Consider the following 25115-nt stretch of genomic DNA (forward strand, 5'->3'; position numbering starts at 1 on the left):
TTAAATTATGAAGGCCCTTATTGTTGAAGATGAAAACTCGATTGCTAAACTAATTGGTGTAAACTTAAAGAGCCTAGGTATTGATTTCGACATCGCACCAACAGGAAATAGCGCCATTGCCTGTATCGATTCAAATAACTATGAAATCTTTATTCTCGATCGAATGCTACCAGATCTAACTGGTGTTGAAATTTGTCGCTACATCAGAGGCCCAAAAGCACTAACAACGGCCGGGATTCTTTTTGTAACAGCTTTAACATCAAGCGAATCCATCATTGAAGGACTTGATGCTGGAGCCGATGACTATATCACAAAACCTTTTGATATTGGCGTTCTTAAGGCCCGTATCACAAGTCTAAAAAGAAGAATTGAAGCTATCACAAAAGAAGACGCACAGCACGACAGTAAGACTTTTCAACATATGGGAATTACTGTCGACACCGAAAGCGTGACAACAAAAGTTGATGAAAAGCTCGTAAAATTAACAGTTTCGGAGTTTAAAATCCTCTGTGTACTCATATCAAGTCCTGGGAAAGTGTTTACAAGAAAGCAAATTGTCGATTTAATAAAGGGTGAAAATATATATGTAACAGATCGAACTGTTGACACACATGTTTTTGCCTTACGAAAGAAACTCGGTGAGAAATCTAAAGTTATTGAAACAGTTCGAGGAATTGGCTATCGAGTAAAAAGTGAAGAATAACTTTTTTAATTTTCTTAAAATAAAATTCCTAAACGATATCATCTTCTATCAAACGATACTTTTTTGTATCTCTCTACTCGTTATGGGCGTTGTCTTTATTGGAAATTTTAAAGATAACTTTATTCATTCAATAATTGAACAAGAACTCAGCTTATTCAAAAAAAATAATATATCAAAAATGTGTGAGTATAAATCTCCTCGCTCACAATTTTATATACTCAATGCAAATAGAACAATTCGTTGTGGTGAAGCTAACTTTAAGATCAATGAGTTCAAAGGACTTAATCCAGGATCTTATAGAAGTGAGGAAGATCATATCTTTTATCACGAAACAATTACTTCAAAAGAAAAGGTCTATACTCTCTTTATAAAAATAAAATCAGATGCCTTGAAGTTAATGTCAAAAAGAGTATTTTCTAAACTCTTCTTGGCCATGGGCATACTTGGCTTCCTCTTTCTGGCAGGACAATTCTTTCTTTTTAAGCACTATTTCTCACCTCTATATAGTTTATTCAAGCTTTTTAGAATGAAGAATAAAATCGATACAAGCGATAGCCGCGACTACTGGGACTATATTGAATCAAAATCACAAAAGAACTTTAATAAACGAAGAGAATTAAAATTAGAGATCTTTAATACAAAACAGTACTACTCTGTCATCTTAAACTCAATTGATGACCCCGTTGTCGCTACAGATGATAAAGGAATAATTGTTTTTTCAAATGACTCCTTTCGCAAGACCTTCTCTTCATTTAATGGAAAGTATCGCGGTGTAGAAATTATTAACATTATTCGAGACTATGACTTTATCAATCTCATTAGAAAGAGTGGTTATAACGCTCACTTAATTCACAACTCTCAAGTAGAATTAAAAAGTGTCGAAGGAAGTAATCACGTCTATCAACTCAAAACAAGTAATATCAAATCAAAAAAGAAAAACCATGAGCTATTCTTTTACTTTAGCGATATTACAAAACTTCAAGATGTAAATAATATGAGAAGAGACTTCTTTGAAAATGTCTCACATGAAATTAAGACTCCCCTTACTTCTATAAAGGGATACTCTCAAACTTTACAATCGATTAATGAAGATAAAGATCAAGCCGAGATCTTGGATATCATCTCTCAGAACGTTGATCGCCTAGACGAGTTAATTAATGGTATTTTATCTCTTTCAAAAATTGAAAACGAAGGAAAGATCGAAGTCGAAGAAATTAATATCCCAGAGTTTATTAATGCACTAATCAATGATTACCAATTAAAGCTCAATGAAAAAGATATTTCGATTCAAATTAATGAAGATAATCTTAAAACCTTAAATACAGATAAGAGACTACTCTATCACTGTATTTCAAATTTAATTACAAATGCCATTAAGTACTCTCTTGAAAATACACAAATAACCATCAATTATTCTTCAAATAAAGATGGATCATATATTAGTGTTCAAGATCAAGGAGTTGGTATTCCAAATGATAAGATCGCCCGTATATTTGAGCGCTTTTATCGTGTCGATAGCTCTCGTAGCATAAATACTGGTGGAACGGGACTTGGACTTGCTATCACAAAGCATTCAGCACAAAAGATGGGTGCAATTATTGACGTTGAAAGTCAGCTTAATGAAGGAACGAAGTTTACAATCTTCTTTCCAAATAAAGTCATTGAATCTTAATCAATTTCAAACTTAATTGGTGCCTTCATAAGTTTTTCTAAAACCTCTTCAACATTAGCATCATTATAAAGGACTTCATAAAGCCCTTTAAAAATTCGAGCTCGTATATCGTACTTCTCAGCTAGAAGAAAAGCAGCTTTTGTCGTCTTATAACCTTCAACAACAGTACGCTGAGAATTAATGATATCAAGTGGCTTACGCCCTTTTGCAATCTCTAATCCAAAGGTCTTATTCCTTGAGAGGCCACCAGTGGTCGTTAAGATTAAGTCCCCCATTCCACTTAGCCCATAGAATGTTTCAGGACGTGCATTGAAGACTTTTCCAAAGCGAAGCATCTCCACAATTCCACGTGTAATCATGGCCGCACGAGTGTTGTGGTTATAGCCTAGACCTTCGACAATACCACCAGCAATAGCAAGAACGTTCTTAAGTGCTCCTCCTAAGAGAACACCTTTAATGTCATAGCTAGGAAGTGCTTTAAAATATGGAGTATCAAGCTTCGTTGCGATATCCATTAGAACTTTTTTAGATCGTCCAGCAATTGTGACTAGAGTAATCTGTTTTTCCATTATTTCTTTTGCGAAACTTGGGCCAGATAAGAAAGTAATATAGTCACGATATTGTGGGAAGAAATCATTAAAGAGGTCATCACTCAACTCAAGAGTTTCTGGATCAATCCCTTTAGATAAACTAATAATAGGAATTTCTCTTTTAAGATAGCCTTCAAAGCGATCAAGATTTTCGCTAAAGAAGGTACGAATTCCGTGAGTTGGAAGACCTGATACAACAAGTTCTAGATCATCCTCAAAATTCGTATCAAACTCATCCCACTCGATTATGGCCTTGATATTACCATCAAGTTTAATACCAGGAAGGTAGACTGAGTTTTCACGATCATCATTGATATTTTGATAAACATCTTCTGATCGAACTTTTAAAATTACATGTTCAAATTTATTGGCAAGGATTGAAGCAATTGATGTTCCAAAGGCACCCGCGCCAACAACTAGTGCTGTCTTATAAATTTTTGTCATAGAGACATTATACCATGAAGGCGAGAAACTCTTTCATAAATTGTTAACACTTCATCTGCACTATTGCATTTGACGTTGAAAGTAAAAGAAATATACTTACCTGTTTTAGACGGTCTTTCATGGTGTGGCTCTGCGCCAACGGCCATAATTAATTCATCTCGGTTGCTATCATTTCCGATAAATTTAAAATTATATTCTGCAGGCCAATCGTATTGATCATTTAATAGGCCTTTTAACTTCTCCATATCCATAATATCAACTCCTACTTTGGCCAGCTCGATTTAAAATCAATTGGTTTGTCATCAAAGTCTAAAACCTCGGGAACAATTCCATGTACGTAGCGAAAAATATCAATCATCTCTCTAGCTGCACCATGCCCACCCTCTCTTTGAGTCACATAATCACAAAACATTTTGATTTCATGTGAGGCATGAGGTGTTGTGACAGCAAATCCTGCAGCCTTTAAAAGTGGTACATCAAAGAATTCATCGCCCATAAAAAGAACCTCATGTGGTTCAAAGCCAAGATCTAAGACTTTCTTAAAAGCAACTCTCTTATCTTCATCACCTAAAAAAGCAAAGTCTAGTTTAAGATTATTCACAAAGCGTTCTTGAACACCTTTTGATGCTCCTCCTGAGATAACACCAACTTTAAAACCTGCTCTCATAAGTAGCTTTAGTGCGTATCCATCAGATGTATGAGATGAGCGATTAAAGCCCATTTCATCATCTTGATACCAAACGTGCCCCGGCGTTAGGACACCATCAATATCAAATGCTAATACTTTGATATCTTTTAATTTGTCTTTAAAATCTTGTGCTTTTGTAAATAAATCCATTAATTATTCCGTTACTGCTTTTCTTATTTTTAATAGTCTCTCAATTATGGCCCCGGCCTTATCAAGAGGAAGGCTCGTTGCTGCATCAGACTTTGCTTCATTTGGGTTAGGGTGAACTTCCATAAAGATTCCATCAGCACCAGCGGCGACAGCTGCTTGTGCAAGAGTTAAAATCTGTTCACGTTTTCCACCTGTTGCCGTCCCTAATCCACCTGGTCTTTGTACACAGTGAGTGGCATCGTGAATAGCACGAACACCAAATGACTTCATAATTTGAAAGCTTGCCATATCAACAACAAGATTATTGTAACCAAATGACGTCCCTCTTTCCGTAAGAAGGATCTTATCTTTTGAAAGAAATTCTTCCGCTTTCGTGACAATATTTCCCGTTTCTTCAGGAGAAAGAAATTGTCCTTTTTTAATCTTCAGTTGAGCATCATGCTTTTTACACGCTTGAGCTCCTGCAAGAATCATATCTGTTTGGCGACATAGGAATGCTGGGATTTGAATTGTATCCACAACACTTGCCACAGTATCTGCTTGATCCGCTGTATGGAAGTCAGTAATCAATTGAACTCCATATTCTTTTTTTACTTTTTCAAGAATCTGAAGACCTTTTTCAAGACCTGGTCCTCTAAAAGAGCTAATTGAAGAACGATTGGCCTTATCAAAACTTCCCTTATAAGAGAAGTTCACTTGATCCATTACTGGCTTAAGCATCTCTAATAAGCTTCCGCAAACGTCCATACACATTTGTTCTGACTCGATTACACAAGTCCCCATAAATAAATCAAACTTCTTATTTTCCATACTTATCTGCCTCTTTTATGAATTCACTAAAAATTGGATGGGCCGCATATGGCCTCGATTTAAACTCAGGGTGATACTGACAAGCAATGAAGAAAGGATGATCCTTAATTTCAATTGTCTCAACAAGATCAAGCTCTGGGTTTCGGCCACTAATAATAAGGCCATTCTCTTTTAATTTTTCAACGTAGAAGTTATTAACTTCTAGACGGTGACGGTGTCTTTCTTGAATATTCTTTTGTCCGTAAATCTCTTTTGTACGGCTTCCTTCAAGTAGTTCACAATCGTAACTTCCAAGGCGCATACTTCCACCTTTTGCTCCGTCACGAGTTTGCCCTTCCATATAATGAACAAGGTGATCACCACCAGTGTTGAACTCTTCTGATGTAGCCTCACTTAGGCCACAAATATTTCTAGCATATTCAATGATTGCTAATTGCATCCCTAAACAGATACCAAAGAAAGGCATCTTATTTTCACGAGCATATTTTATGGCCGCAATCTTTCCTTCAGTTCCTCTTTGTCCAAATCCACCAGGAACAAGAACACCTTGAACATCAGAAAGAAGTTTATCGGCACCTTTCTTTTCAATTTCTTCTGAATCAACATAAACAGGAACAAGCTTTAATTGATGAGCAAGAGCTCCGTGCTTAAGTGCTTCATCAAGAGATTTATAAGATTCAACTAGTTCAGTATATTTTCCAACAATACCAATCTTTACTTCTCTTAACGGGTTATTAAAGTTGTAAACAACCTTTTCAAGGTCAGCAACTTTTGGTGATGATGACCAAATCCCTAAGATTTGAGTGATCTTTTCATCTAAACCTTGAGCGTGGAAATTTAGAGGAACTTTATAAATAGAATCAAGATCTAGTGACTGAAAAACATTCTCTTTAGGAACATTACAGAAAAGAGAAATCTTATCCATAATTGACTCTTCAATTTCTCGATCACTTCGACAAATAATTACATGTGGGAATAAACCTTGCGATCTCAATTCTTTAACAGAGTGTTGAGCAGGCTTTGATTTTAACTCTCCCGCAGCATCTAGGTATGGGATTAGAACAAGGTGAACAAAGAGAACATTCTCTTGTCCAACATCATGAGCAAATTGTCTAATTGACTCAACATATGGAAGAGATTCAATATCACCAATTGTTCCACCGATTTCACCAATTAAAATATCTGCATCATCAGCGGCCAAATGAATTCGGCGCTTAATTTCATCAGTAACATGAGGTACGACCTGAACCGTTTTCCCCAGATACTTCCCTTCTCTTTCCTGTTCAATAACTTTTAAATAGACTTGACCAGTTGTGAAGTTTGACTGCTTTGAAAGAGTTAGTGAAGTAAATCTCTCATAGTGGCCAAGGTCGAGGTCAGTTTCAGCACCATCATCAGTGACAAAGACTTCACCATGTTGAGTTGGACTCATTGTTCCGGGGTCAACATTAATATAAGGATCCATCTTTAGCATATTGATACGAATCCCACGTCTTTCTAAGAGTGATGCAATTGAAGCTGCAGCTAAACCTTTCCCTAGGGAACTAGCAACTCCACCTGTAATAAAAATATACTTCTTTTGGCTATTGGCCATTAATTACTCCCTCCACAAATGGAATATCTTCTGGAGTATCAACTCCACATAATGTCATATCTGTTATGGCCGCCCCAATAGTGTGCCCATTATCTAGTAGGCGTAATTGTTCAAGGCATTCAATTCTTTCGTTTGTTGACTCACCTAGAGAACAAAAGCTCTTTAAAACTTCTGGTCTGAATGAATAAATCCCAATATGCAGATACCAATTTAGGCCTGCTTGTTTTTGACGATTAAAAGGATGAGGACTACGAGTAAAGTAGTGGCAAATATTCTTCTCTTTTGAGAAGACGGCCTTCACTTTATTTGGATTCAAATAATCTTCGTGATCGTTATCAATGGACATCTCTTTGATCACAGTTGCCACGTCAAAGTTTTGTCCGTGATGAATCTCTATCAAGTTCTTTAAAAGGTCTGCTTTAATGAGCGGCTCATCACCTTGGACATTAATAACAAAATCAAATTTTTCATCTTTAAAAAAGCGCTCATAAGCGAGATAGATTCTCTCACTTCCGGAAGGAACATCATCGTCTACTCGAACAACATTACGTCCGCTTTCTTTTAACATTTTTTCAATATCATCATTATCCGTTACGACACAAACCTTAGAACCTGGAAATACATCTGCAATAGGAGCACATCCATCGTATACATGAGAGACCATGGCCTTACCATTGATCTGTGCAAGTGGTTTTCCGGGGAAGCGAGTCGAGGCGAATCTTGATGGTATTAATACCAAAGCTTTTAAGTTCATTATTTACCTTTTTGACAGTAAATATTATCAAAACTTAAGGGCCGTTGCAAAGTGTGATATTATAAATCTATGAAATACTTCAAGTTTGCGCAAGACGCCATTCTTCCCTTCATTTTATTGAGTTCCATGATTTTTGTTGCCAATACAATGGCCCAAAGTGTTTCAGAATCTATTATTACTGATCCATCAATTTCGAGAAGATGTGACGACCTAATGCAACAAAGACAGGATAAGGTTCAACATCGCCAAAGATTACTCTTTCTCTTGGATCGCAATAAGAATCTGCTTAAGGATGCACCAGATAATAAAGTTTCCATTGCAAAGAAGCTGCGTGCCAATCAATACAAAGTCATTCAAGAATTAAAGATCACCAATCTGAAAGTCATTAAACTTGAGGAACAAATCGTTCGTCGTGGCTGCCCTGGCCTGACACTCTAAATAACCTTAAAATTTGCCATCTCGAGTCATGCAAGACATAATTTTCATGCACACATTATAAAGTTTTATTTATATTTGAGAGGGATTTCTTATATGACACGTTCTTTAGGCATTATTATCGCCTTTTGCTTGCTCTATACCAATAATTTACATGCTATAGATGATGAACAATCTCCAGAGATTTTCATACAAGAGGCAAATGACTCAACCACAACACAAACCTATCGCCCACTCGATTTCGGAACAGTCATTGAGCAAGGGATGAGAAAATACCAGGCCAATATTATTCGACGTAAGAATATTGAGATCTCAAAGAATAAGTTAAAAGATGTAAAAGAATCTTTTTGGACACCAAATCCAAAGATTACTCTTCAGTTAAACCCACAACGAATTGGAACTCTTAAGACAGGAAGTGAAAGTGCAAGTCGCATAACCAAAGATGCAAGTGGTGCCCTGGCCTTAGAATTGGGAGAATACACTCTATTTAACTGGGGAAAGGATTACTTAAACTTTAAAAATGAAAAAGAATCACTTGAAAGAGAGATACAAAGAGACAAGGAAGACCTACGTGAATTCAAACAGGAGCTTGTTCGCCAATATGTTGAACTCATTCACGCAAAAGACTTGAAGGTCATAACTCGTCAGTACCTACAAAGTGCAACGCTTGTGTATCGTCTTAACCGTGAGAAAGTCCTACAAAAGAAGATCACAAAACATGAATACTACCAAGCACGCTCTGAATACTTAAGGGCCCAAGAGCATTACACAAGAGCAAAAACTAACGAAGCGATTCAAAATGAAAATATGGCAAAGCTGTTAGACGATGCTCCAGGAACTCTATATCTGATAAAAGATGATTATGAGTATTCAAAAACGACTTATAATCGCGAGAATGCCATGGCAACGGCCAGAAAGTTTTCTCCTTTTATTCTTGATCGCCAAGTGGATTCAAATATAAAAGCAAGAGAATATGAAATCGCTTTAAGAGATAATCTTCCCCTACCAAAGATTTCAGTAAATTTTGGAACTTATGCTCACGGCTTCAGTGGTTCAAATGTCGGGACAGATTACTATACAAGCTCTGCCGGTGATTCCAATATTGATCTTGTTGCTAGCTTAAACGCGAGTTGGACCTTATTTGGTGATGGTGGACTATTTAACCGTAGAAAAGTTGCCAATGCCAGACTAGAAAAAGAGAAGGCCGTATATAACTTAAGCCTTACAAGAAGAAAGGTTGAAGAGGCCATCGTTAATATCTTCAATTTTCTAAACTCAACAGTAGAGCAATTAGAGATTATAAAAAGCCGTAATGATTCTCTTAAAAAGAGAATGGATACAGCACTAAATCAATATTCAAAAAGAAAGACTCGTTTTCTGGAATATCAAATGGCCATGGAAGATTACTATGAATCACTAAATCGTGAGTCTATTCTTAAGTATCAATATCTTGTTAAAAGAATTGAACTTGCACAGATCATCGGAGTTGAAAACCTACCGGACCAAACATTTGATAAGGCCATCGTTAAAGGTGGAGGTCGATAATGAAAAAATTACTAATTATTTTATCTTCATTTCTTTTATCTAATACGCCCTTTGCTCAAGGACTTTCACAATTTTCAGACATAAAGATTGTTGAAGAGGATTATGGATATGAATTGGAATCCTATAATGCAAAGGATGATAACTTTTCACTAGAAGTTAGCTTTGGTGCTATTACTAATATGAGTGAATTCTCTAGCACAAATACAATTAGTGGAACCCTTACTTTTTATTCATCAGATCTATCCTACACCCTATATGGGGCCCTCAACACACTAGACGTGGCAGCGGTGACTTCTTTTGATAATATTGATGCAAGTTTAAATACCTACTCTATTGGTGCAGGCTTAAGCCGTCGATCAATTCTTATAAATGACTTCATCAATATTAACTCTATTTACGATGAGATTCAGACTAATATCACTTATAATTTAGCTGATAGTGAAGCGTTTGGTGTTGATCTAGCAGGGCTTGGTTTTAACGCAGGATATGGATTAATCTGGCGAGCATCTGGAGGAGTCCACTTCTCTCTTCGCTTCATTTATAACTTAATGGCACTTAAGAGTTCAGATGACACAACACCAGTTGAAACAACTGCAAGCTGGGTTAGCGCACAAGCAGGACTTGGTTTTATATTTTAGGGAATAAATATGATTGAAAGATATAACAAAGCAGAAATTAGTGAAATTTGGACAGACCAATTTAAATTTGAGAAATTCCTCGAAGTTGAAAAGGCCCTTGTCGTCGCACTTGAAGAAGCAGGACTAATTGAAAATAAGTTCTCCAATAAACTCAATACTGTTTCTGTCAGTCCAGAGAGAATCAAAGAAATAGAAAAAGAAACACGCCATGACGTTATTGCTTTTTGTACTTCAATCACAGAACAACTAGAAACCAATGAAGGAAAGTTTTTTCACTACGGTGTGACTTCTTCAGACGTAATCGATACAGCACTAACTCTTCAAATAAAAGAAACTCTAGAACGTACTTTCCCTATTTTCGAAAAGCTTCTTAAGTCCCTTGAAGACAAGTCCCTAGAGTATCAAGACACAATATGCATTGGCCGCTCACATGGGATTTTTGCTGAGCCAATGAGCTTTGGGCAAAAATTAAGAGGTCACTATTGTGAATTTAAGAGAAGATTCAATGACCTCAAAGACTTCTACAATAATGAACTTACTGGTCAAATTTCAGGAGCAGTTGGAAATTACACGATCATTACTCCTGAAATTGAAAAGCGTGTTCTATCACAACTTGATCTTCAAGTAGAATCTGTATCAACACAGGTTATCCCAAGGGATCGACATGCAAAATTGACATCTATTATCTCACTATTTGGTTGCGCTCTAGAAAGACTTTGTATTGAAATTCGCCATCTTCAACACTCTGATGTTGCCGAAGTTTTTGAAGGCTTTAAAAAAGGACAAAAAGGTTCTTCTACAATGCCACACAAAAAGAACCCAATCTCTAGCGAAAACCTAACAGGAATGGCCAGAATGCTTCGCTCTTATCAGCAAATTGCCATGGATAACACTCTCCTATGGCACGAAAGAGATATTAGCCACTCAAGCTCAGAAAGATTTTATTTACCAGATATGTTTGGAATACTCTTCTACTCTATAGAGAGAATGACTAGTACAATTGAAGATCTTGTTGTGGATAAAGAGGCCATGCTTTCAAAAGTAACTGCAAACTTCAAACACCTATCAAGCTTTGTGCTTCACAAGTTAATTGAGGTCTCAAATAATACTCGTGAGGATCTTTATCGCGTAGTTCAGAGTGCTTCGTTTGAAAGCAAAGACCGAAATGGTTTCTTTGAGTACCTAGAAAAGAACTTAGATGATAAGTCAGACAAAGAGCTTATTAAAAGTCTAGCTGGACTAAATGATCTAGAAATCTATGGTGCTCACACGAAAGAAGTTTTCCAACGCTGTTAAACTGTAAACTCAGTAAACGGATGTGGTAGCAGTTCTTTAAAAAGAACTTCTTTAGTGATGCCTTTTAGGTTTCCAAGATAAATTGGAAAGTCAGGGCCAACAAACTCAGACAATACCTGAAGACAAAAAGCACATGGAACTGCAGGCTCTTCTTGGTCGGTTACAACGACAATATATTCGAATTTTTTCTTGCCGTGATTGGCAACACTTGAAAGGATGCTTCCTCTTTCAGCACAAATTGTTCCACCATAACTTGCATTCTCAACATTACAGCCAGGTATACATTGATCAACGCCTTCAATTTTTAAGGCCGAGCCAACTTGAAATTTTGAATATGGAGCATGAGCTTGACTTCTTGCCTTTAGGGCAACATCGTAAGCTTCTTTAAATTTTTCTGTAAGTTCTTCATTAATTTTCATAGTTTCATTATAAACGAAAAAGGAAAGAGCACAATATTTGTGCTCTTTTTATTCAATTTATGGGTTATTCACTGTAATTTAAGACAACTTTACCTAGTAATTGGTCATTTTCCACCATTCGATGGGCATATGCTAACGACTCTTCATCAATGATGCCAAGATTAGCTGTTAAGAGAGACTCAAATGCACCAGCATCGATAAGCTCAGCTATCTCCTTTAACCTCTCCCCTTGATTTTCAAGAGAAGAACACTGACTCTCACCACAAAAAATAAAGTCCTGCTCAAAGCTTAAACGAGAATCAAAATACTTCATTACTTCATTCACATGCTGTGAAGAGATATCCCTATTTGGTCAATAAATTGTTAAGAATTGCCAATTATTAAATAATATTTGTGATGCTTTGAACGAGATCAAAAACTACTGATAAGTAATTAAAGTTTAACGACTTCTTAAAGGATAATGACTTTAAATAATGCATCAAGTAATATATGATTTAGCCTTATATCATTTAAAACAGGAAGAGAGATGTCAGCTGATAAAATCAAGCATAGTGAAGATGTAAGTGCTTCACTGAAGAACAAATTTGTTCAATTAATTGTAAAGAAACCAGAAAACCTCAAAAACGACTTCCTTTCAGGATTAACTGTTGCCTTAGCACTAGTTCCTGAAGCGATTGCCTTTGCCTTTGTTGCAGGAGTGCATCCGAAAGTAGGTCTTTACGCAGCTTTCATGATGGGATTACTCGCTTCGATTTTTGGTGGTAGACCAGGAATGATCACAGGTGCAACAGGAGCAGTTGCTGTTATCTTTGCACCACTCGTATATAAAGTAATGGAAATGAGTAAGTCACAAGGTATGACGTTTGATGCGGCCATGGATAATGCGCTAAACTACCTTTTTGCTGCCGTTATTTTAATGGGAATGATTCAAATCATTTGTGGGATATTAAAACTTGGTAAGTTCATTCGCCTTGTACCACATCCTGTTATGCTGGGTTTTGTAAATGGTCTAGCGATTATTATCTTTAAGGCGCAATTTAGTCAGTTTACGATGGGAGGAGAACTTCTACCATCACCTCAACTAATGACAATGTGTGGCCTAATAGCTCTTACAATGGGAGTAAGCGTATTCTTACCAAAATTAACAAAGGCCATTCCTGCCACATTAGCAGGTATCGTTCTCTCAACAGTCATTGGCTACTTTCTAAATGAAGCAAATCCAGGACTAGTAAGAACAGTTCTCGACTTTGTTCAAGATCAAGATAAATCAATCACAACGATTGCAGCAGGTCTTCCATCTTTTAGAATTCCATATGTACCATTCACAATGGATGCTTTTACTTTCATTCTTCCATATGCTGTTCTTGCGGCCGCAGTTGGTTTAATTGAGTCCCTTATGACTCTTCAACTTGTTGATGAACTAACTGATACTCGAGGAAAAGGAAATCGTGAATGTATTGGTCAAGGAATTGGAAACTTCGTTAATGGATTCTTTGGCGGAATGGGTGGTTGTGCCATGATTGGGCAATCAATGATTAATATTCGCGGTGGTGGACGAGGTCGTTTCTCAGGAATTACAGCAGCTATTCTTCTCCTACTATTTGTACTCTTTGGTGCCCCTCTAATTGAGATGATTCCACTTGGTGCACTTGTTGGTGTTATGTTTATGGTTGTTATTGGAACATTTGAGTGGTCAAGCTTAAGACTCTTTAAAAAGATTCCGATGTCTGATCTATTTGTTATTATCCTCGTTTCAGTTGTAACGATTCTAACTGACTTAGCAGTGGCGGTTGCTGTTGGTATTATTGTTTCAGCTTTAGTTTTTGCATGGGAACACGGAAAAACAATGCATGCAAAAAGAGAAGATAAAAAAGAAGGAACATTCTATGAATTAGAAGGCCCATTATTCTTCGGTTCAGTAACTTCTTTTAAAGACCTTTTTGAATTTAAAGAAGATAAAGAACACGTCTATATCGATTTTGATAACTCAAAAGTTTGGGATCATTCAGGAATTGAGGCCCTGCAAAATATCACTGAGCGTTATGAGCAAGTTGGAAAAAAACTTCATTTACTTAACTTAAGTAAAGACTGCCAATTGCTATTAGACAAAGCATCAAATATCGTGGAATTATCAGTAATTGATGATTTATCGACACATATTGCTGATGATCGACTAGATGACTAAGAATTTACTGTACAAAGACTTGATTTTACTAAACAATATTTCAATAGCTATTTAAAAAGGATTTAAATATGAGTGAAGCAAAAGGATTAAAGAAGCCAGTTAAGTTAAAAACAGAACTAGCATCAATGCTAGGAGAAACTGAACTTCCACGCACAGAGATTACAAAAAGACTTTGGGACTATATCAAGGAAAAAGGTCTTCAAACAAAAACTGAAAATGGAAAGCCTGAAAATGCAGGTAAGTTTATTGTAGCTGACGCTACTCTACTTCCAATTTTTAGAAATACAAACTCAACTTCTAAGTCTGGAAAAGTAACAGATCTTCGTAATATGAATGAAGGTGAGACAATCAACATGATGCAAATGGCTGCGATTGTTGGTGCAAATATCGAAAAGTAATTTTCAAAAGATATTCAAAAAAATATGAGAGGCCTACTTTGTAGGCCTTTTTATATGGATATCAAGACCAAGTTCTTTTTGGATTCTATTAAAATAGCCTTCTTCTTGCGGTGAGATATAAGAGATCGCAATACCTCTTCTCCCCCCACGGCCAGTTCTTCCGATTCTGTGTGTGTAATTTTCGATTTGTTGAGGTAGGTTGAAGTTTAAGACATACCCTACACCATCAATATCAAGACCTCTTGCTGCAATATCAGTTGCCACAAGAACGTGCATGGCACCCTTTTGAAACTCTTTTAAATTATAAACTCTTTGGCGTTGATCGCGATCAGAATGAATTGCACAGGCCTTAATATGATTCTCTTTAAGATACCTTTCTAATTTATTTGCCTGAGACTTTGTTTTGACAAAGACAATTATACTTTTAATATGGCGGTCTTTAAGAAACTTTAAAAGAAAGTCGGCCTTCATTTCTTCTTCAACAAGATAGGCCATCTGACGAATCCCTTCATGTCTTGCGTGCACTGGTGCAATCTCAATACGATGAGGGTTAACTAGAGTTCTTCGAGCTATTTCTTCAACAGGCTTTGGCATCGTTGCAGAAAATAAAAGCGATTGTCTTTCACTAGGAAGTTTGTCCATCACCTTATCAAGATCATTTTTAAAGCCCATATCAAGCATGCGATCTGCTTCATCAAGGACAAAGTATTTTAAATCATCAAGAATAACATAATCATCTTCTAATAGATCCACTAGACGGCCAGGTGTTGCAACCAGAATCTGAATTCCTTTAGCAAGCTTTTGAACTTGTTGCTTACGACTGTGTCCGCCGTATATGGCCATTGTCGATAAGGCAAGTCCCTTACCATATTGCTTAAAGCTTTCTTCTACCTGCATAGCAAGTTCACGTGTTGGCACAATAATAAGGGCCCTTACATGAAATGGATTAAGCTTTCTCTTACTTTCTTTGATTAAATGAAGTAGCGGAACACTAAAAGCAGCAGTTTTCCCACTCCCAGTCTGTGAGATTGCAATAAGATCACGCCCTTGTAAAACTGGTGTAATCGCTTGTTCTTGAATTTCAGTTGGTTGTGTATAACCTTTCTTTTCAAGAGCTGATAAAATATGTGGGGATAACCCTAAGTCTTTAAATTCTGCCATATGTCATATTTAGCAAAGTATTTAGGGGCCAGTCAACGAGTATTAATTTATAATGTCTTTATGGATATTGAATTTAATAAGCAACATCTATTAAAATTTGTCCAAATTCGTATGCCCTTTGGAAAGTATCAAGGTCGCCTTCTTATAGACCTACCTGATGAGTATCTTGTGTGGTTTTCGAATAAAGGCTTTCCACAAGGAGAGCTCGGCAAGCTCTTGGAAGAGCTGGCCGAGATCAAACTTAATGGATTGGAATTTTTATTTAAAGACCTTCGCTAGAAGCAATCATCAATATGTCTTTCTGGCATTGTGTGTCTAAGAGTGTGCTGAAATTCAAAACCACGAATATTTGCTCTTACATCCTCTATTAGAACAACCCCACACTTTTGTTCGTCAAGCTTGATTGTTTGCTTTGATAGCTTAATCTTAAAATCAACATCTTCAATTGAAGGATTGTCTCCGACGACGTCCTCTACGTTTCTCGTATCATGAGTAAATAAACAAGGTCCGTCCTCACCAACATTTCGATGATTTAGGAATGTTTCTCCAGCTAATTGCGGAACAATGACTTTTACAAAGTAAATGCTGCCATAACCTAGGTTCGTCCATTTTAATTTAGCGCTACTAATATCAACAGGTAGTTGAACCGTACGCTCTGAAATAACTGTCGTTTGTGCAAAGCACGTCAACGAAAATAATACAACTAATAATGCTTTCATAAATTCTCCCTACTCTTTTTCTTTATTGAAAAAGTTTGTTAAAGAGAAATTATCGAATTAAGCATCATAAATATAATGATTATAAATTATCATTGTGATTCAATATATTTATTATAGAGAAAAATGCTCCAAAAGCTGATTCCAACGATGTTAAAGAATAGGATTTGTAGAACTGAGAAGAACTTAAGTTTTTGTCCCTTATTAATGGCCATATAAAGTTTAAATAGGGATAGAATATTTAAAATGAGCGGAACAAATAGCATTCCAAAGATCGCCAAACGTAGAGAATCGTGAAGATAATCGATATCAAGCTTCTTTTTACCATCAGAAAGAGGTATCTCTTTTACTTCAACACCTTCTTTTTCTAGTAGGGACTTCGCTTGATAATAGTCCAATTCATTAATGGATATAGAATATTCTTTTGTGGCAGCACTATTGAGATAGATATGATCATTTAAGAGCGAGTTTGATGACTCGCTCTTAATTCCATGACTCTCCAAAAGATCCACAATATGTTTTGCATCCTCATGGATAAGCGTTGAATAGATCTCTCGTTTAACCACTGTTATTGACCAATGAGATCTCTAATTGCTGTTACACAATTGGTCTTCTTTTTCAGCTGAGGAAGGCCAGAAAGATTTGTGGCCGCATTGGCGCGATTGTATGCGCTATCTTCTGCGGATTGAATCCTTAATCGTTGAAACTCTCGGGCCTCGGGTGAAATTTCTCCAGTATAAGCTCTTCCTTCAGAAGAAATCGCAGAACGAGCTCCCCTTGGTCTTACTGCCCTTTCCCAATTAGTAAACTTTGGATTATTTGTTAATTGATCAGCTAATGGTTTATAAAATTTCATTTGCGTATAATGTTCAACATTAGATAATGCTTCACCAGCAAGTGGTCTAAATTCACGCATCTCTAGACCTAGATCATCAGTCATCTTCTTTAAGTCATCCATTAAACGATCTGGCCTTTCCAGATACTCTTCATGAGAAATACTTTGCATCTCACCAGAGATCTCATCATTTTTATTTAATGCTTTATTTAAAATTGCACGAAATAGCTTCATTTGAAGAGCACTCTCATATGCATCTCTTGGAGCATTAAACATTCTCACTTCGGCCTTGCGAATTTTTGGATTAACTCTAAAGGCAGGTCTCCACGGAACTTTTGGGTTAGAGATATCAAAGTCATCACTAATAAACTTAGGAGGAATCACATCCTGAAAATAGGCCGAAACATCTAAGTGCGTATAACGAGTCTTTCTTCCTACTCGCTTGTTAAAATATCCTTCATTATAAAGGGCCTTTTTTAGGTCTGCTTCAGAGCCATTCCAATTAGCAAGCTTTTGAGCAAACTCTTCACTAATATCGACAGGCTCTGCACTTTTAATACGATTGAGATCCTGAAATAAGAAAGCAATGACTGACCTGTATTCATGGAAAGTCGCTAGAAAACGAGCAAACTCTTTCGGCTTTCCTTCAAATGCTGTTAGATCAATATTTAAGTGCCCACCACCTGCTTTAATATATGGAAGGGCATTATTCTTTTCAAAAGTATCATATACTGCTTGGACTTCATCCATATTTGGTTCAAATTTTGGAGTAACAACTTCAATTGATCCAGCTCTAACAGACTCAACTAAGACTTCACCACTTGGGGTATAATTACGCCCAATACCATCCCACTCAATTCGCCATGAACGATCTTTTGAGTCTTTAATTTTATATGCGATATCTAAACCGTGACCGTGACCATCCTCAAAAAGTCTTTCAGGCTCACCTTCTCCACCTAGACGATCTCTTAGATCAACGGCCATCTTCTTTAGGTATTCTTCTTTTTCTTCTGGCGACATATCAACACGTGTTTGAAGCCAAGACATTTTTCCATCCATTAGCCTTTGGCGATTATAGCCTCCACTACCATCTTCAATCATGGCATAGTCACCTTCAAACTTTAAAGGGAATTTAGCTGAGTACTCAACTCCAAGATCGATTTTATTAACATCGACATTCATTCTTGTACCTGGTTTAAACTTATGAAAATTTTCTTTATCCGAAAACTTTCGAGCAGGCATCATATACTTCTTAACATCTTCAGCAATATTTGAAGATTTAACCCATTCTCTTTGTAAAGAGATTACGGCCTTCTTTAAATTCTCATAATTAGTATGGCGTAAACTTGCGACATCAATTAAATAGTCTCGTGTTAAATTCTTTAAAATAGCTTTCTTAGTATCCCCTAACATTGGGTTATCATCATACCAATTCCATAGAGCAATATTGTAACCACTTAATCCAGCTCTTCTTAGTTTTTGAGCGGCCCTCTGGGCCTGACTACGAGTTAGTCCAAAACGCTCAACCAGATCATCTTCATCAGGGTATGTTGAGTATTCTCCAATGATATTCCAAGAATCAGCTTTAGAGATCCCTGTAAAGTCACCGCGAGAAAAGCGAGATGCCATTGAAGCTTGAATAAAGCGAGCGACACGAGAGTTCTTTGTCCCCGATCTAAACTCAATTGATATTGAGTTATTAATAAAACGATCTTCATCATCGACACGAAGAGGGCCACGATTTGTTTCATAACCGTCTTCCAATGCTTCGATAATTTCATAATCATCAATAATGCTTTTATAATCAGCAGTTTCAATACCAGATCGTCCAGCTATTCCCTCCAAGACAATAAGGGCCTGAGCTGCTTTTGTTAACTCAGCTGCTTTTGAACGATTAAAGTTTCCACCAATAGGAACAACCATACGCTGGTGACCTGGAGCCTGAAATAACTCACCTCCGCGTCCCATCGTTTTCTTAAACCATGCGATCATTTCTTGAAATTCACCATAAGACTTCTGTGGTGCAAATTTAACTTCCCATCCAACAGAAGTGTCTTCAATTTCAGACATATACTTTTCAGGTGCTCCAAGATTGGGAACCATGTCATAGTAATCGTCAATTGGATCTACTAATGATGAGAACTCTCCTTTAAAGAACTTACGTCTAGTTCCAGGAGTTAAATAACTATATGGACTATTATTGGTCTTACTAATAAATTCTGACCATTTATTCATTAACTGTTCATGTGATGCTGTTTGCGGGTCAAAGTTATTTAAGAAGGACATATTAATGGCCTTATTTCGCCCCTTAGCATCTAATAACTCTTGTGCAGGATCATGGCGAACACCATCTTCATCAATCCATACACGTATCGATTCACCAGCTCGATTATTCATCCAACGACTAAAGAAGTCCCTAAGAAATGTAACTTGCTCTTCTTCATCCATCGAATAACCTTCGACAATAGCTTCAAACGTATGTGCACTTGGCCCAAAGATTCTTGTGACATATGAAGATGAACCCTCTTTTTCACCTCCCCAAGAAATGGCGCGACGGCCAGAGCCTAGGACTTGGGTTGCTTTAGCATTAAAGGCCACAGATGACTCCATCATCTCACCCCATACTTCATAGGCCGTTTTCTGACCGGAAGAAGCCGGCAGGCGACTTAAGAAATCTGGATAATCGTACTTTGCGACATAGACCTGTGGAAATACCCCGGCCAAGAGAGAAAAGATTAGAATTAGTGACGGATTCTTAAGAAGTTTAAGCATTGTTTCCCCTAATAATAAAAATACTTAAGACTTTATCGGAAACTAAGTTAATTAACTTGACGTAAAAGCTATACTACTCAATATATTCAACTACTTAGTAATATTGAACTTTTGATAAGTCCCACCTATAATGCGCCAATGAAGCCACGCAAGCCAAATTATATCCGTATTGTACTTAAGGTAATCCTCCTTATTTTATCTATTTATATCTGGTTCGTTATTTATAACGGTATGACAACTCAAGGATAGAACGTGATTTTAAAGTTACTTATTTCATTAATTCTTTTCTCATTTAATTCATATGCACTAGAGGCCGGCCACTGTATTAGTGACTACTCAACTAAGCGCTATATTCAAAATGATTTTTCAGCACCATATCCAAAAGAAGTCATCTTCACATGTCGATATCGTTGCCTTGATTTAGAAGGCTATGAGAGTGAGGAGATTTTAGGAACATCAACGATCACTGTTAATAGTTTAAGTGATGATGCCTTAAAAGTCGTTTGCCAAGGTGTGATCGTAAAGAAATCAAAATGGGGATACGAGTATAGCCGAACTGATTCATTCTACGCTCATTTTACTGAGATAAGCGAAATTAAGGATTGGGCAAATAAGAATATTCCTCTTGATAATTCAATTAGTAAGAAGCTCTTACGAGATTTTAAAAAGACGATTACTTCTGTTTATCAAAGTTATGAAATAGCGGGACGCTCTAATACTCCCGTTGCAAAAGAGTTCTCAAAAGCAGCACAAGTTTTAAAAGAAATGGCCAATCAACTGCCAGAAGATCAGAGTCTATTTAATTTATATCGTAAAAAGATTGAAGATTTAGATGGGAAAACTGGAAAAGATTTTAATTCAGAAAAGCTAATAATGGACCAGATACTCTTTGGAGCACGCTGGTCCATAAATATTTAAATTAGTCGCGACTATTTAACTTTGATAGTAATCTTAAAACTTCCATATAAAGCCAAATTAAAGTAACCATAAGAGAAAAGCTTGCATACCACTCTAAGTACTTAGGAGCACCTTGATTAACACTTTTTTCAATGAAGTCAAAATCAAGAATTAAACTAAAAGCTGCAATACAAACAACCACAAGACTAAAGCCAATACCGACTGGACCATTTCCATGAATTAATGGAATTGATGCTCCAAAGAAGCTCATTACAAATCCAACCATATACACTAAGAAAATGGCCCCCATTGCTGTCATTATAATCTTCTTAAAAGTACCAGTTGCTCTAACTAGGCCCCAACGATAAAGAAAGAAAAGTGTGATAAAAGCCCCAAATGTAATCGTTACGGCATTAAAGACTAATCCCTGGAATTGAAATTCATACATTGCTGAAACAGAGCCAAGTAATAGGCCCTCAAAGAGTGCATAGATTGGAGCTGTGAACATGGCCCAAGTTGGTTTAAAAATTGTAACCATTGCTGCAATAAGTCCACCAATAAGACCTATCATGACAAATGGTGAAAGTTGGCCACCCATACCATTTTCAAGAGCACCAAGTGTCTGATTCCAAGTATAAATAAAAGTCATCATCATAAGAGCAAAGAGAATCATCCCCTTATTGAAAACACCAGAAAAACTCATTGTTTCACCTGTTGTTGCTCTTGTATTAAAAACATCATTTGATAGTGTCGGATTTGTCGACCTCATCATTCTCATAGATTCCTCTTTTGTTATAAATTTAATACATTATAACAAATCCCAGCAGAAAAAGAAAAATTAAGAGAATAAGGCCTTTTTAAAGCTTAATTGAAAATGTGTTCCATGATTATCCGGTGAGTCATTCTTAGTTCGGGACTTCACAGCAATAGTTCCATGACTGAGTTCAACAAATGTCTTCACAATGGACATCCCAAAACCTGTTCCTTTTTCTCCACCAGTTCCCTGTCTTGATGTGATGGCATTACTTTCAAAAAGAATATCTAAGAGTGTTTCATCAATTCCAACACCTTCATCCACCAAATGAATATGAACACCATCAATTGTTTCTTCTAAGGTTATTTTTATCTCCTTACCTCTTTCCGAAAACTTGATTGCATTAGAGAGGAGATTACCTAAAATTTGATATTTTAATGCTGTAGCATTTCCCATGACATAGACATTTTGATACTTCTTAAAGTCATAATTTAGTATAATCTCCTTTTCTTGAAGCTTAGATTCAAATACTTTTGAAAGATAGTCCACAACATCATTAATGTAGACCTTTTCAAATTTTAACTCGACTTTACCTTGTTTGATCGATTGTAGATCCCGTATTTGAGCGAGTATATTTCCAATCCCAGTCGTGCAAGAATTAATACGGGCCAAGCACTTCTCAATCTCTTCATCAGAATTATCTTCTAATAATTTGAATAACTTCTTCTGTGATAAATTAATAACAGTTAAAGGGTTACTTATGTCGTGTCCAACGAGTGTTAATAGTGTATTAATCTGTTCACTCTTCTCAAAAATGGCCTTATTAAAGCGATCCCTTTCAGTTAAGAAAACAAACATATAAACAGTATTTAAAAAGATAAGTCCCATCATTATAAAAACACGGGCAGCAATATCACCAGTTTGAGATAAGTGATTTGTAAATACAAAACCATTTAAGTTAAGTACGAAATAATATAAAGTCGCTACGACAGGAATCACACACCAGACGATAAAGTCTCTACGTGTTCCTACAACTCCAGCGATAAGAGGAAGAACGGTAAACCAAATAGGCTGAACACTGTAAATTCCACCGGTATAATGTGTCCAAAGAACAATATGAGAGAATCCTGCAAACATGATTGCGTGAAAGATTAATGAAAAAGAGCGGAATACTTTATACAGAAGTGGACTCAATAGATGAATCGTTGCACAGACAATTCCCAGTTGATAGAAGGCAGGAATATCTGTAAATACATATGCGGCCAGTACGTGAGTCCACAATAGAGGTGCTGTAAGAAGTACCGTCAATAGATAGAGACGAAAATGTGAAACTTCTTGATCTGAAAAGTTTTTCAAGTCCCCAAATAGAAGCGCAATTAATTTATCACGTAACATCATAATGGCCAATTATCCCATAATATTTATTGCCACTTTCATCATGAGGTGAAATTAGCGATGTAACTATACGAAATAAAAGAGCTTTTTCTCAAAACATAAAAATACAATTATGATTTACGTCATGTGAACAAGCTCCAATTACTGCCAATAATTTAAGCCTTTAGAACTGAATACTTGCCGAAATTTTATTAAGTGGCATATATTCTATCCCCTCTTTTTTTAACTTTCTATCAAGGTCGATAAGATCTTTTTTAAAGGTTATAACTGCCTTTCTTCGTCGAGGACATTTGAACTTATAATTAGCATCAATGAGTTTTGTCACCGTAGTTGGTGAAAAGAAGAGATTATCGGCCATAGAGTATTTCATTTGATCCCAGGCCTTAACAAGCTTTGATCTTTTCATCATCTTATCTCCCTTTTTAGGAGGCGCTTGTCTAAGTCGTAATGGAACCTGTCTCTTATCTAAGATTCCATAATTGTAATGATCAGTAGCGTGAGCAACAGTTACTGTAAAAAGATAGGTCGTCACTGCTTTCACTAATGTATCACCTTTGAAAATATCATTACCTTTTGGAAAATCGTTAACGTGTTGATGACAATAATCAGACCATTTAGTAATCCAAAAATCACCATCTTCTACATCTGATAAAATTTCTGATACAAATTTATAGAAAACTTCATAGTAGCTTTTTAAATAGATGCCGTACTTTCCTTCAACACTTGGAGAATTAAGAGAGTATGAAAATGGAGGATATGATAAATTTCCTTTAATTCCCTTATATCCTTCCACTAGTAAATCTCTTAAACCAGCTGGCCCTCCAGGGTAAGGCGCATACACCATCCACCACTTCTCTTGAAGAAGAGAGCTCTTATAATTTAATACTGCATTCTCTAGAGGCAGAGTAAAACGAAAATGTGGAGATAGTAATTTAAATAAAACATGCTCTTTAGGTAATGATGTCTTAGAGATGGCATTTATAGAGTCGAATGGAAAGTGCAATAAAGGATGAACAACTAAAGTTGCACATAGAGCTCCTCCTTGAAGGACGAAGTACTTTGCTAGCTCCCATGCATCAGAATCCTCACTTATATCAAATACAGTCTCAGTGTCTTTGATGTAGATCGCCTGAACGATGAAGCGCTCTCCTTCTTTATATAGGAGTGTTTTAGAAGCGCTGGCATAAATACCAGGAAAAGTTTTTACAACTCTTACAGCATCGAGATCGACAATAAACCATTCTCTCTCGTCTTTATTATAATCACTAAATACTCTCCAATCTTCCTCATCTAATTGATCACTTAAAAATTTACTCATCATCGAATAATTTAATAAGTCCTCAAATTCCTTATTCGTGACTTCTTTTAGTCCAGGAATGATCTTGGCCTTAAGATAATAAAAAGGAGCAAGAGGTAAAGTCGCCATATAACGAAGGCCAATCCAAAGCCACCAGTCAGCGACTTCTCTAAATGGAACATGAATAACAGCAGGAGATTCTCCCCAAGGATGAACAGGAGAAGGCTGTGGCCAAGGCCCCTTTCTTTCGTAGAGGAAATCTTTTTGTGAATATAGATGTTTGTTTGAAGTGGCACTATTAATTTGTGCACGGATTTTGTCTTTAACCTTTAAAGCAAATTTCTCTGGTGTTTTCATTGGCGCCTTCCTAGCTTAGTTTTGATTATTCGATTTCTATCCCAAAAGGTCCCAATAAGTTTAGGGCCTCAGGCATAGTGAATTTACATTTTTTTAAATTTGTATTTGTAATATCAATGTAGAAATTAATTGCATGGCTAAAATTAGAGCCTTTCATATTGGCCATTGAAAAATTCGCACCTAAGAGATTGCTATTTGTAAAGTCACAATTTTCAAAAGTTCCCTGAGAAAAGTCCGCCTCTTTAAAAGAGCTTTCAATAAAGCTTGAACTATTTAACGAGCAGTCCACAAAGCTTGTATAATCAAGAGAAGCTCTCTTAAACCTTAAATCAAATAAATTATTGCACTCAGAAAAATTAATACCGACACACTTACAATCACGAAATGAAACATCTCGTAGTGTAGCACCTAATAGATTTAAATTACTCAAATTTGAGTTATTAAACTTACATTCAATAAACTTTGCACCAGATGCATCTAGTCCACTTAAGTCTAAATCATTAAACTCACAACAAATGAACTCGCCCCCTTTTAGAGAGCTGAGTTCACTAATATTTTCGCTATTAAATACTTCTTCTTCAAAATATGACATAGTCATATTTTAAATTAA

At 36.4% G+C, this 25115-nt stretch carries 26 protein-coding genes; 10 read left to right on the forward strand and 16 right to left on the reverse strand.

The window, feature by feature from the left end:
- Nucleotides 1-7 precede the first annotated feature (7 nt).
- Complete coding sequence (locus DAY19_RS00250; protein WP_114705176.1) at nt 8-703, forward strand: response regulator transcription factor; 696 nt, start codon at nt 8-10, stop codon at nt 701-703.
- Nucleotides 693-2375 (forward strand): sensor histidine kinase, encoded by a 1683-nt coding sequence (locus tag DAY19_RS00255; RefSeq protein ID WP_114705177.1) that lies wholly within the window; start codon nt 693-695, stop codon nt 2373-2375. The genes DAY19_RS00250 and DAY19_RS00255 overlap by 11 nt, the downstream gene beginning before the upstream one ends.
- Here the strand turns inward: DAY19_RS00255 and DAY19_RS00260 are convergent.
- Genes DAY19_RS00260 through kdsB form a run of 6 tightly spaced genes read right to left on the reverse strand, consistent with a single transcriptional unit; the run spans nt 2372 to nt 7405 of the window.
- Nucleotides 2372-3409 (reverse strand): NAD(P)H-dependent glycerol-3-phosphate dehydrogenase, encoded by a 1038-nt coding sequence (locus DAY19_RS00260; protein WP_114705178.1) that lies wholly within the window; start codon nt 3407-3409, stop codon nt 2372-2374. The two genes, DAY19_RS00255 and DAY19_RS00260, sit on opposite strands and share 4 nt — an antisense overlap.
- Nucleotides 3406-3654 (reverse strand): DUF493 family protein, encoded by a 249-nt coding sequence (locus DAY19_RS00265; protein WP_167849468.1) that lies wholly within the window; start codon nt 3652-3654, stop codon nt 3406-3408. The genes DAY19_RS00260 and DAY19_RS00265 overlap by 4 nt, the downstream gene beginning before the upstream one ends.
- A gap of 17 nt (nt 3655-3671) precedes the next feature.
- Entirely contained in the window at nt 3672-4247 is a 576-nt protein-coding gene (locus DAY19_RS00270) for a KdsC family phosphatase (protein WP_114705180.1), read from the reverse strand.
- 3 nt (nt 4248-4250) lie between these two features.
- Nucleotides 4251-5057 carry a 3-deoxy-8-phosphooctulonate synthase gene (gene kdsA / locus DAY19_RS00275; protein ID WP_114705181.1) on the reverse strand — a complete coding sequence of 269 codons (807 nt, stop codon included), beginning with the start codon at nt 5055-5057 and terminating at the stop codon, nt 4251-4253.
- Nucleotides 5047-6651 (reverse strand): CTP synthase, encoded by a 1605-nt coding sequence (locus DAY19_RS00280; protein ID WP_114705182.1) that lies wholly within the window; start codon nt 6649-6651, stop codon nt 5047-5049. Before DAY19_RS00280 ends, kdsA begins: the two co-directional genes overlap by 11 nt.
- Entirely contained in the window at nt 6641-7405 is a 765-nt protein-coding gene (kdsB, locus tag DAY19_RS00285) for a 3-deoxy-manno-octulosonate cytidylyltransferase (RefSeq protein ID WP_114705183.1), read from the reverse strand. Before kdsB ends, DAY19_RS00280 begins: the two co-directional genes overlap by 11 nt.
- A gap of 69 nt (nt 7406-7474) precedes the next feature.
- Here kdsB and DAY19_RS00290 point away from each other — a divergent pair, with 69 nt between their 5' ends.
- The 4 genes from DAY19_RS00290 (at nt 7475) to purB (ending at nt 11319) form a co-directional block, all read left to right on the forward strand.
- Nucleotides 7475-7843: a hypothetical protein gene (locus DAY19_RS00290; RefSeq protein ID WP_133296839.1), complete on the forward strand. Its 369-nt coding sequence runs from the start codon at nt 7475-7477 to the stop codon at nt 7841-7843.
- 93 nt (nt 7844-7936) lie between these two features.
- Nucleotides 7937-9385, forward strand: coding sequence for a TolC family protein (locus DAY19_RS00295; RefSeq protein WP_114705185.1), 1449 nt, complete (start codon nt 7937-7939; stop codon nt 9383-9385).
- Entirely contained in the window at nt 9385-10023 is a 639-nt protein-coding gene (locus tag DAY19_RS00300) for a hypothetical protein (RefSeq protein ID WP_114705186.1), read from the forward strand. Before DAY19_RS00295 ends, DAY19_RS00300 begins: the two co-directional genes overlap by 1 nt.
- Before the next feature lie 9 nt (nt 10024-10032).
- On the forward strand, nt 10033-11319 hold the full coding sequence (purB, locus tag DAY19_RS00305; protein WP_114705187.1) for an adenylosuccinate lyase: 1287 nt from the start codon (nt 10033-10035) through the stop codon (nt 11317-11319).
- On the opposite strand, the gene cdd is transcribed toward purB, so the two are convergent.
- Entirely contained in the window at nt 11316-11738 is a 423-nt protein-coding gene (gene cdd / locus DAY19_RS00310; protein WP_114705188.1) for a cytidine deaminase, read from the reverse strand. The genes purB and cdd overlap by 4 nt on opposite strands.
- A 64-nt stretch (nt 11739-11802) precedes the next feature.
- Entirely contained in the window at nt 11803-12051 is a 249-nt protein-coding gene (locus DAY19_RS00315; RefSeq protein ID WP_114705189.1) for a hypothetical protein, read from the reverse strand.
- Nucleotides 12052-12264: 213 nt separating this feature from the next.
- On the opposite strand from DAY19_RS00315, the gene DAY19_RS00320 reads away from it, so the two are divergent.
- Together DAY19_RS00320 and DAY19_RS00325 are read left to right on the forward strand one after the other, a co-directional pair.
- Nucleotides 12265-13923: a SulP family inorganic anion transporter gene (locus tag DAY19_RS00320; RefSeq protein ID WP_114705190.1), complete on the forward strand. Its 1659-nt coding sequence runs from the start codon at nt 12265-12267 to the stop codon at nt 13921-13923.
- Nucleotides 13924-13991: 68 nt separating this feature from the next.
- Nucleotides 13992-14321: an SWIB/MDM2 domain-containing protein gene (locus tag DAY19_RS00325; RefSeq protein WP_114705191.1), complete on the forward strand. Its 330-nt coding sequence runs from the start codon at nt 13992-13994 to the stop codon at nt 14319-14321.
- Between the two features lie 33 nt (nt 14322-14354).
- On the opposite strand, the gene DAY19_RS00330 is transcribed toward DAY19_RS00325, so the two are convergent.
- On the reverse strand, nt 14355-15482 hold the full coding sequence (locus DAY19_RS00330) for a DEAD/DEAH box helicase (protein ID WP_114705192.1): 1128 nt from the start codon (nt 15480-15482) through the stop codon (nt 14355-14357).
- Between the two features lie 60 nt (nt 15483-15542).
- Between DAY19_RS00330 and DAY19_RS00335 the strand changes: the two genes are divergently transcribed.
- Nucleotides 15543-15761 (forward strand): DUF3820 family protein, encoded by a 219-nt coding sequence (locus DAY19_RS00335; protein WP_114706222.1) that lies wholly within the window; start codon nt 15543-15545, stop codon nt 15759-15761.
- Here DAY19_RS00335 and DAY19_RS00340 read toward each other — a convergent pair.
- The 3 genes from DAY19_RS00340 to DAY19_RS00350 all read right to left on the reverse strand — a co-directional run bounded on the left by DAY19_RS00340 (nt 15758) and on the right by DAY19_RS00350 (nt 19805).
- A complete protein-coding gene (locus DAY19_RS00340) occupies nt 15758-16201 on the reverse strand; it encodes a hypothetical protein (RefSeq protein WP_114705193.1) in 444 nt (147 codons plus the stop codon). The two genes, DAY19_RS00335 and DAY19_RS00340, sit on opposite strands and share 4 nt — an antisense overlap.
- An 89-nt stretch (nt 16202-16290) precedes the next feature.
- The gene (locus DAY19_RS00345; RefSeq protein ID WP_114705194.1) at nt 16291-16764 is read right to left on the reverse strand and encodes a hypothetical protein; all 474 of its coding nucleotides are present in this window, start codon (nt 16762-16764) and stop codon (nt 16291-16293) included.
- A gap of 2 nt (nt 16765-16766) precedes the next feature.
- The gene (locus tag DAY19_RS00350; protein ID WP_114705195.1) at nt 16767-19805 is read right to left on the reverse strand and encodes a hypothetical protein; all 3039 of its coding nucleotides are present in this window, start codon (nt 19803-19805) and stop codon (nt 16767-16769) included.
- 252 nt (nt 19806-20057) lie between these two features.
- On the opposite strand from DAY19_RS00350, the gene DAY19_RS00355 reads away from it, so the two are divergent.
- Entirely contained in the window at nt 20058-20723 is a 666-nt protein-coding gene (locus DAY19_RS00355) for a hypothetical protein (protein WP_114705196.1), read from the forward strand.
- Nucleotide 20724: 1 nt separating this feature from the next.
- Here DAY19_RS00355 and DAY19_RS00360 read toward each other — a convergent pair whose 3' ends face one another.
- The 4 genes from DAY19_RS00360 to DAY19_RS00375 all read right to left on the reverse strand — a co-directional run bounded on the left by DAY19_RS00360 (nt 20725) and on the right by DAY19_RS00375 (nt 25097).
- Nucleotides 20725-21471, reverse strand: coding sequence for a Bax inhibitor-1/YccA family protein (locus tag DAY19_RS00360; protein WP_114706223.1), 747 nt, complete (start codon nt 21469-21471; stop codon nt 20725-20727).
- Between the two features lie 69 nt (nt 21472-21540).
- Nucleotides 21541-22854: a sensor histidine kinase gene (locus tag DAY19_RS00365; protein ID WP_133296840.1), complete on the reverse strand. Its 1314-nt coding sequence runs from the start codon at nt 22852-22854 to the stop codon at nt 21541-21543.
- 160 nt (nt 22855-23014) lie between these two features.
- On the reverse strand, nt 23015-24505 hold the full coding sequence (locus tag DAY19_RS00370) for a hypothetical protein (RefSeq protein WP_114705198.1): 1491 nt from the start codon (nt 24503-24505) through the stop codon (nt 23015-23017).
- Nucleotides 24506-24530: 25 nt separating this feature from the next.
- Nucleotides 24531-25097 carry a pentapeptide repeat-containing protein gene (locus tag DAY19_RS00375; RefSeq protein WP_158536713.1) on the reverse strand — a complete coding sequence of 189 codons (567 nt, stop codon included), beginning with the start codon at nt 25095-25097 and terminating at the stop codon, nt 24531-24533.
- Nucleotides 25098-25115: the final 18 nt, after the last annotated feature.

Source organism: Halobacteriovorax vibrionivorans (assembly GCF_003346865.1).
Lineage (GTDB): Bacteria > Bdellovibrionota > Bacteriovoracia > Bacteriovoracales > Bacteriovoracaceae > Halobacteriovorax_A > Halobacteriovorax_A vibrionivorans.

What these genes read in the sequence shown, in the direction of transcription:
- DAY19_RS00360 (WP_114706223.1), bottom strand. Translation starts at nt 21,471, where the DNA reads ATGAGGTCGACAAATCCGACACTATCAAATGATGTTTTTAATACAAGA.
- DAY19_RS00300 (WP_114705186.1), top strand. Translation starts at nt 9,385, where the DNA reads ATGAAAAAATTACTAATTATTTTATCTTCATTTCTTTTATCTAATACG.
- DAY19_RS00290 (WP_133296839.1), top strand. Translation starts at nt 7,475, where the DNA reads ATGAAATACTTCAAGTTTGCGCAAGACGCCATTCTTCCCTTCATTTTA.
- DAY19_RS00250 (WP_114705176.1), top strand. Translation starts at nt 8, where the DNA reads ATGAAGGCCCTTATTGTTGAAGATGAAAACTCGATTGCTAAACTAATT.
- DAY19_RS00335 (WP_114706222.1), top strand. Translation starts at nt 15,543, where the DNA reads ATGGATATTGAATTTAATAAGCAACATCTATTAAAATTTGTCCAAATT.
- DAY19_RS00320 (WP_114705190.1), top strand. Translation starts at nt 12,265, where the DNA reads ATGTCAGCTGATAAAATCAAGCATAGTGAAGATGTAAGTGCTTCACTG.
- DAY19_RS00295 (WP_114705185.1), top strand. Translation starts at nt 7,937, where the DNA reads ATGACACGTTCTTTAGGCATTATTATCGCCTTTTGCTTGCTCTATACC.
- DAY19_RS00350 (WP_114705195.1), bottom strand. Translation starts at nt 19,805, where the DNA reads ATGCTTAAACTTCTTAAGAATCCGTCACTAATTCTAATCTTTTCTCTC.
- DAY19_RS00260 (WP_114705178.1), bottom strand. Translation starts at nt 3,409, where the DNA reads ATGACAAAAATTTATAAGACAGCACTAGTTGTTGGCGCGGGTGCCTTT.
- purB (WP_114705187.1), top strand. Translation starts at nt 10,033, where the DNA reads ATGATTGAAAGATATAACAAAGCAGAAATTAGTGAAATTTGGACAGAC.
- DAY19_RS00325 (WP_114705191.1), top strand. Translation starts at nt 13,992, where the DNA reads ATGAGTGAAGCAAAAGGATTAAAGAAGCCAGTTAAGTTAAAAACAGAA.
- DAY19_RS00370 (WP_114705198.1), bottom strand. Translation starts at nt 24,505, where the DNA reads ATGAAAACACCAGAGAAATTTGCTTTAAAGGTTAAAGACAAAATCCGT.
- DAY19_RS00365 (WP_133296840.1), bottom strand. Translation starts at nt 22,854, where the DNA reads ATGATGTTACGTGATAAATTAATTGCGCTTCTATTTGGGGACTTGAAA.
- DAY19_RS00270 (WP_114705180.1), bottom strand. Translation starts at nt 4,247, where the DNA reads ATGGATTTATTTACAAAAGCACAAGATTTTAAAGACAAATTAAAAGAT.
- kdsA (WP_114705181.1), bottom strand. Translation starts at nt 5,057, where the DNA reads ATGGAAAATAAGAAGTTTGATTTATTTATGGGGACTTGTGTAATCGAG.
- kdsB (WP_114705183.1), bottom strand. Translation starts at nt 7,405, where the DNA reads ATGAACTTAAAAGCTTTGGTATTAATACCATCAAGATTCGCCTCGACT.
- DAY19_RS00330 (WP_114705192.1), bottom strand. Translation starts at nt 15,482, where the DNA reads ATGGCAGAATTTAAAGACTTAGGGTTATCCCCACATATTTTATCAGCT.
- DAY19_RS00280 (WP_114705182.1), bottom strand. Translation starts at nt 6,651, where the DNA reads ATGGCCAATAGCCAAAAGAAGTATATTTTTATTACAGGTGGAGTTGCT.
- DAY19_RS00340 (WP_114705193.1), bottom strand. Translation starts at nt 16,201, where the DNA reads ATGAAAGCATTATTAGTTGTATTATTTTCGTTGACGTGCTTTGCACAA.
- DAY19_RS00265 (WP_167849468.1), bottom strand. Translation starts at nt 3,654, where the DNA reads ATGGAGAAGTTAAAAGGCCTATTAAATGATCAATACGATTGGCCTGCA.
- DAY19_RS00375 (WP_158536713.1), bottom strand. Translation starts at nt 25,097, where the DNA reads ATGTCATATTTTGAAGAAGAAGTATTTAATAGCGAAAATATTAGTGAA.
- cdd (WP_114705188.1), bottom strand. Translation starts at nt 11,738, where the DNA reads ATGAAAATTAATGAAGAACTTACAGAAAAATTTAAAGAAGCTTACGAT.
- DAY19_RS00315 (WP_114705189.1), bottom strand. Translation starts at nt 12,051, where the DNA reads ATGAAGTATTTTGATTCTCGTTTAAGCTTTGAGCAGGACTTTATTTTT.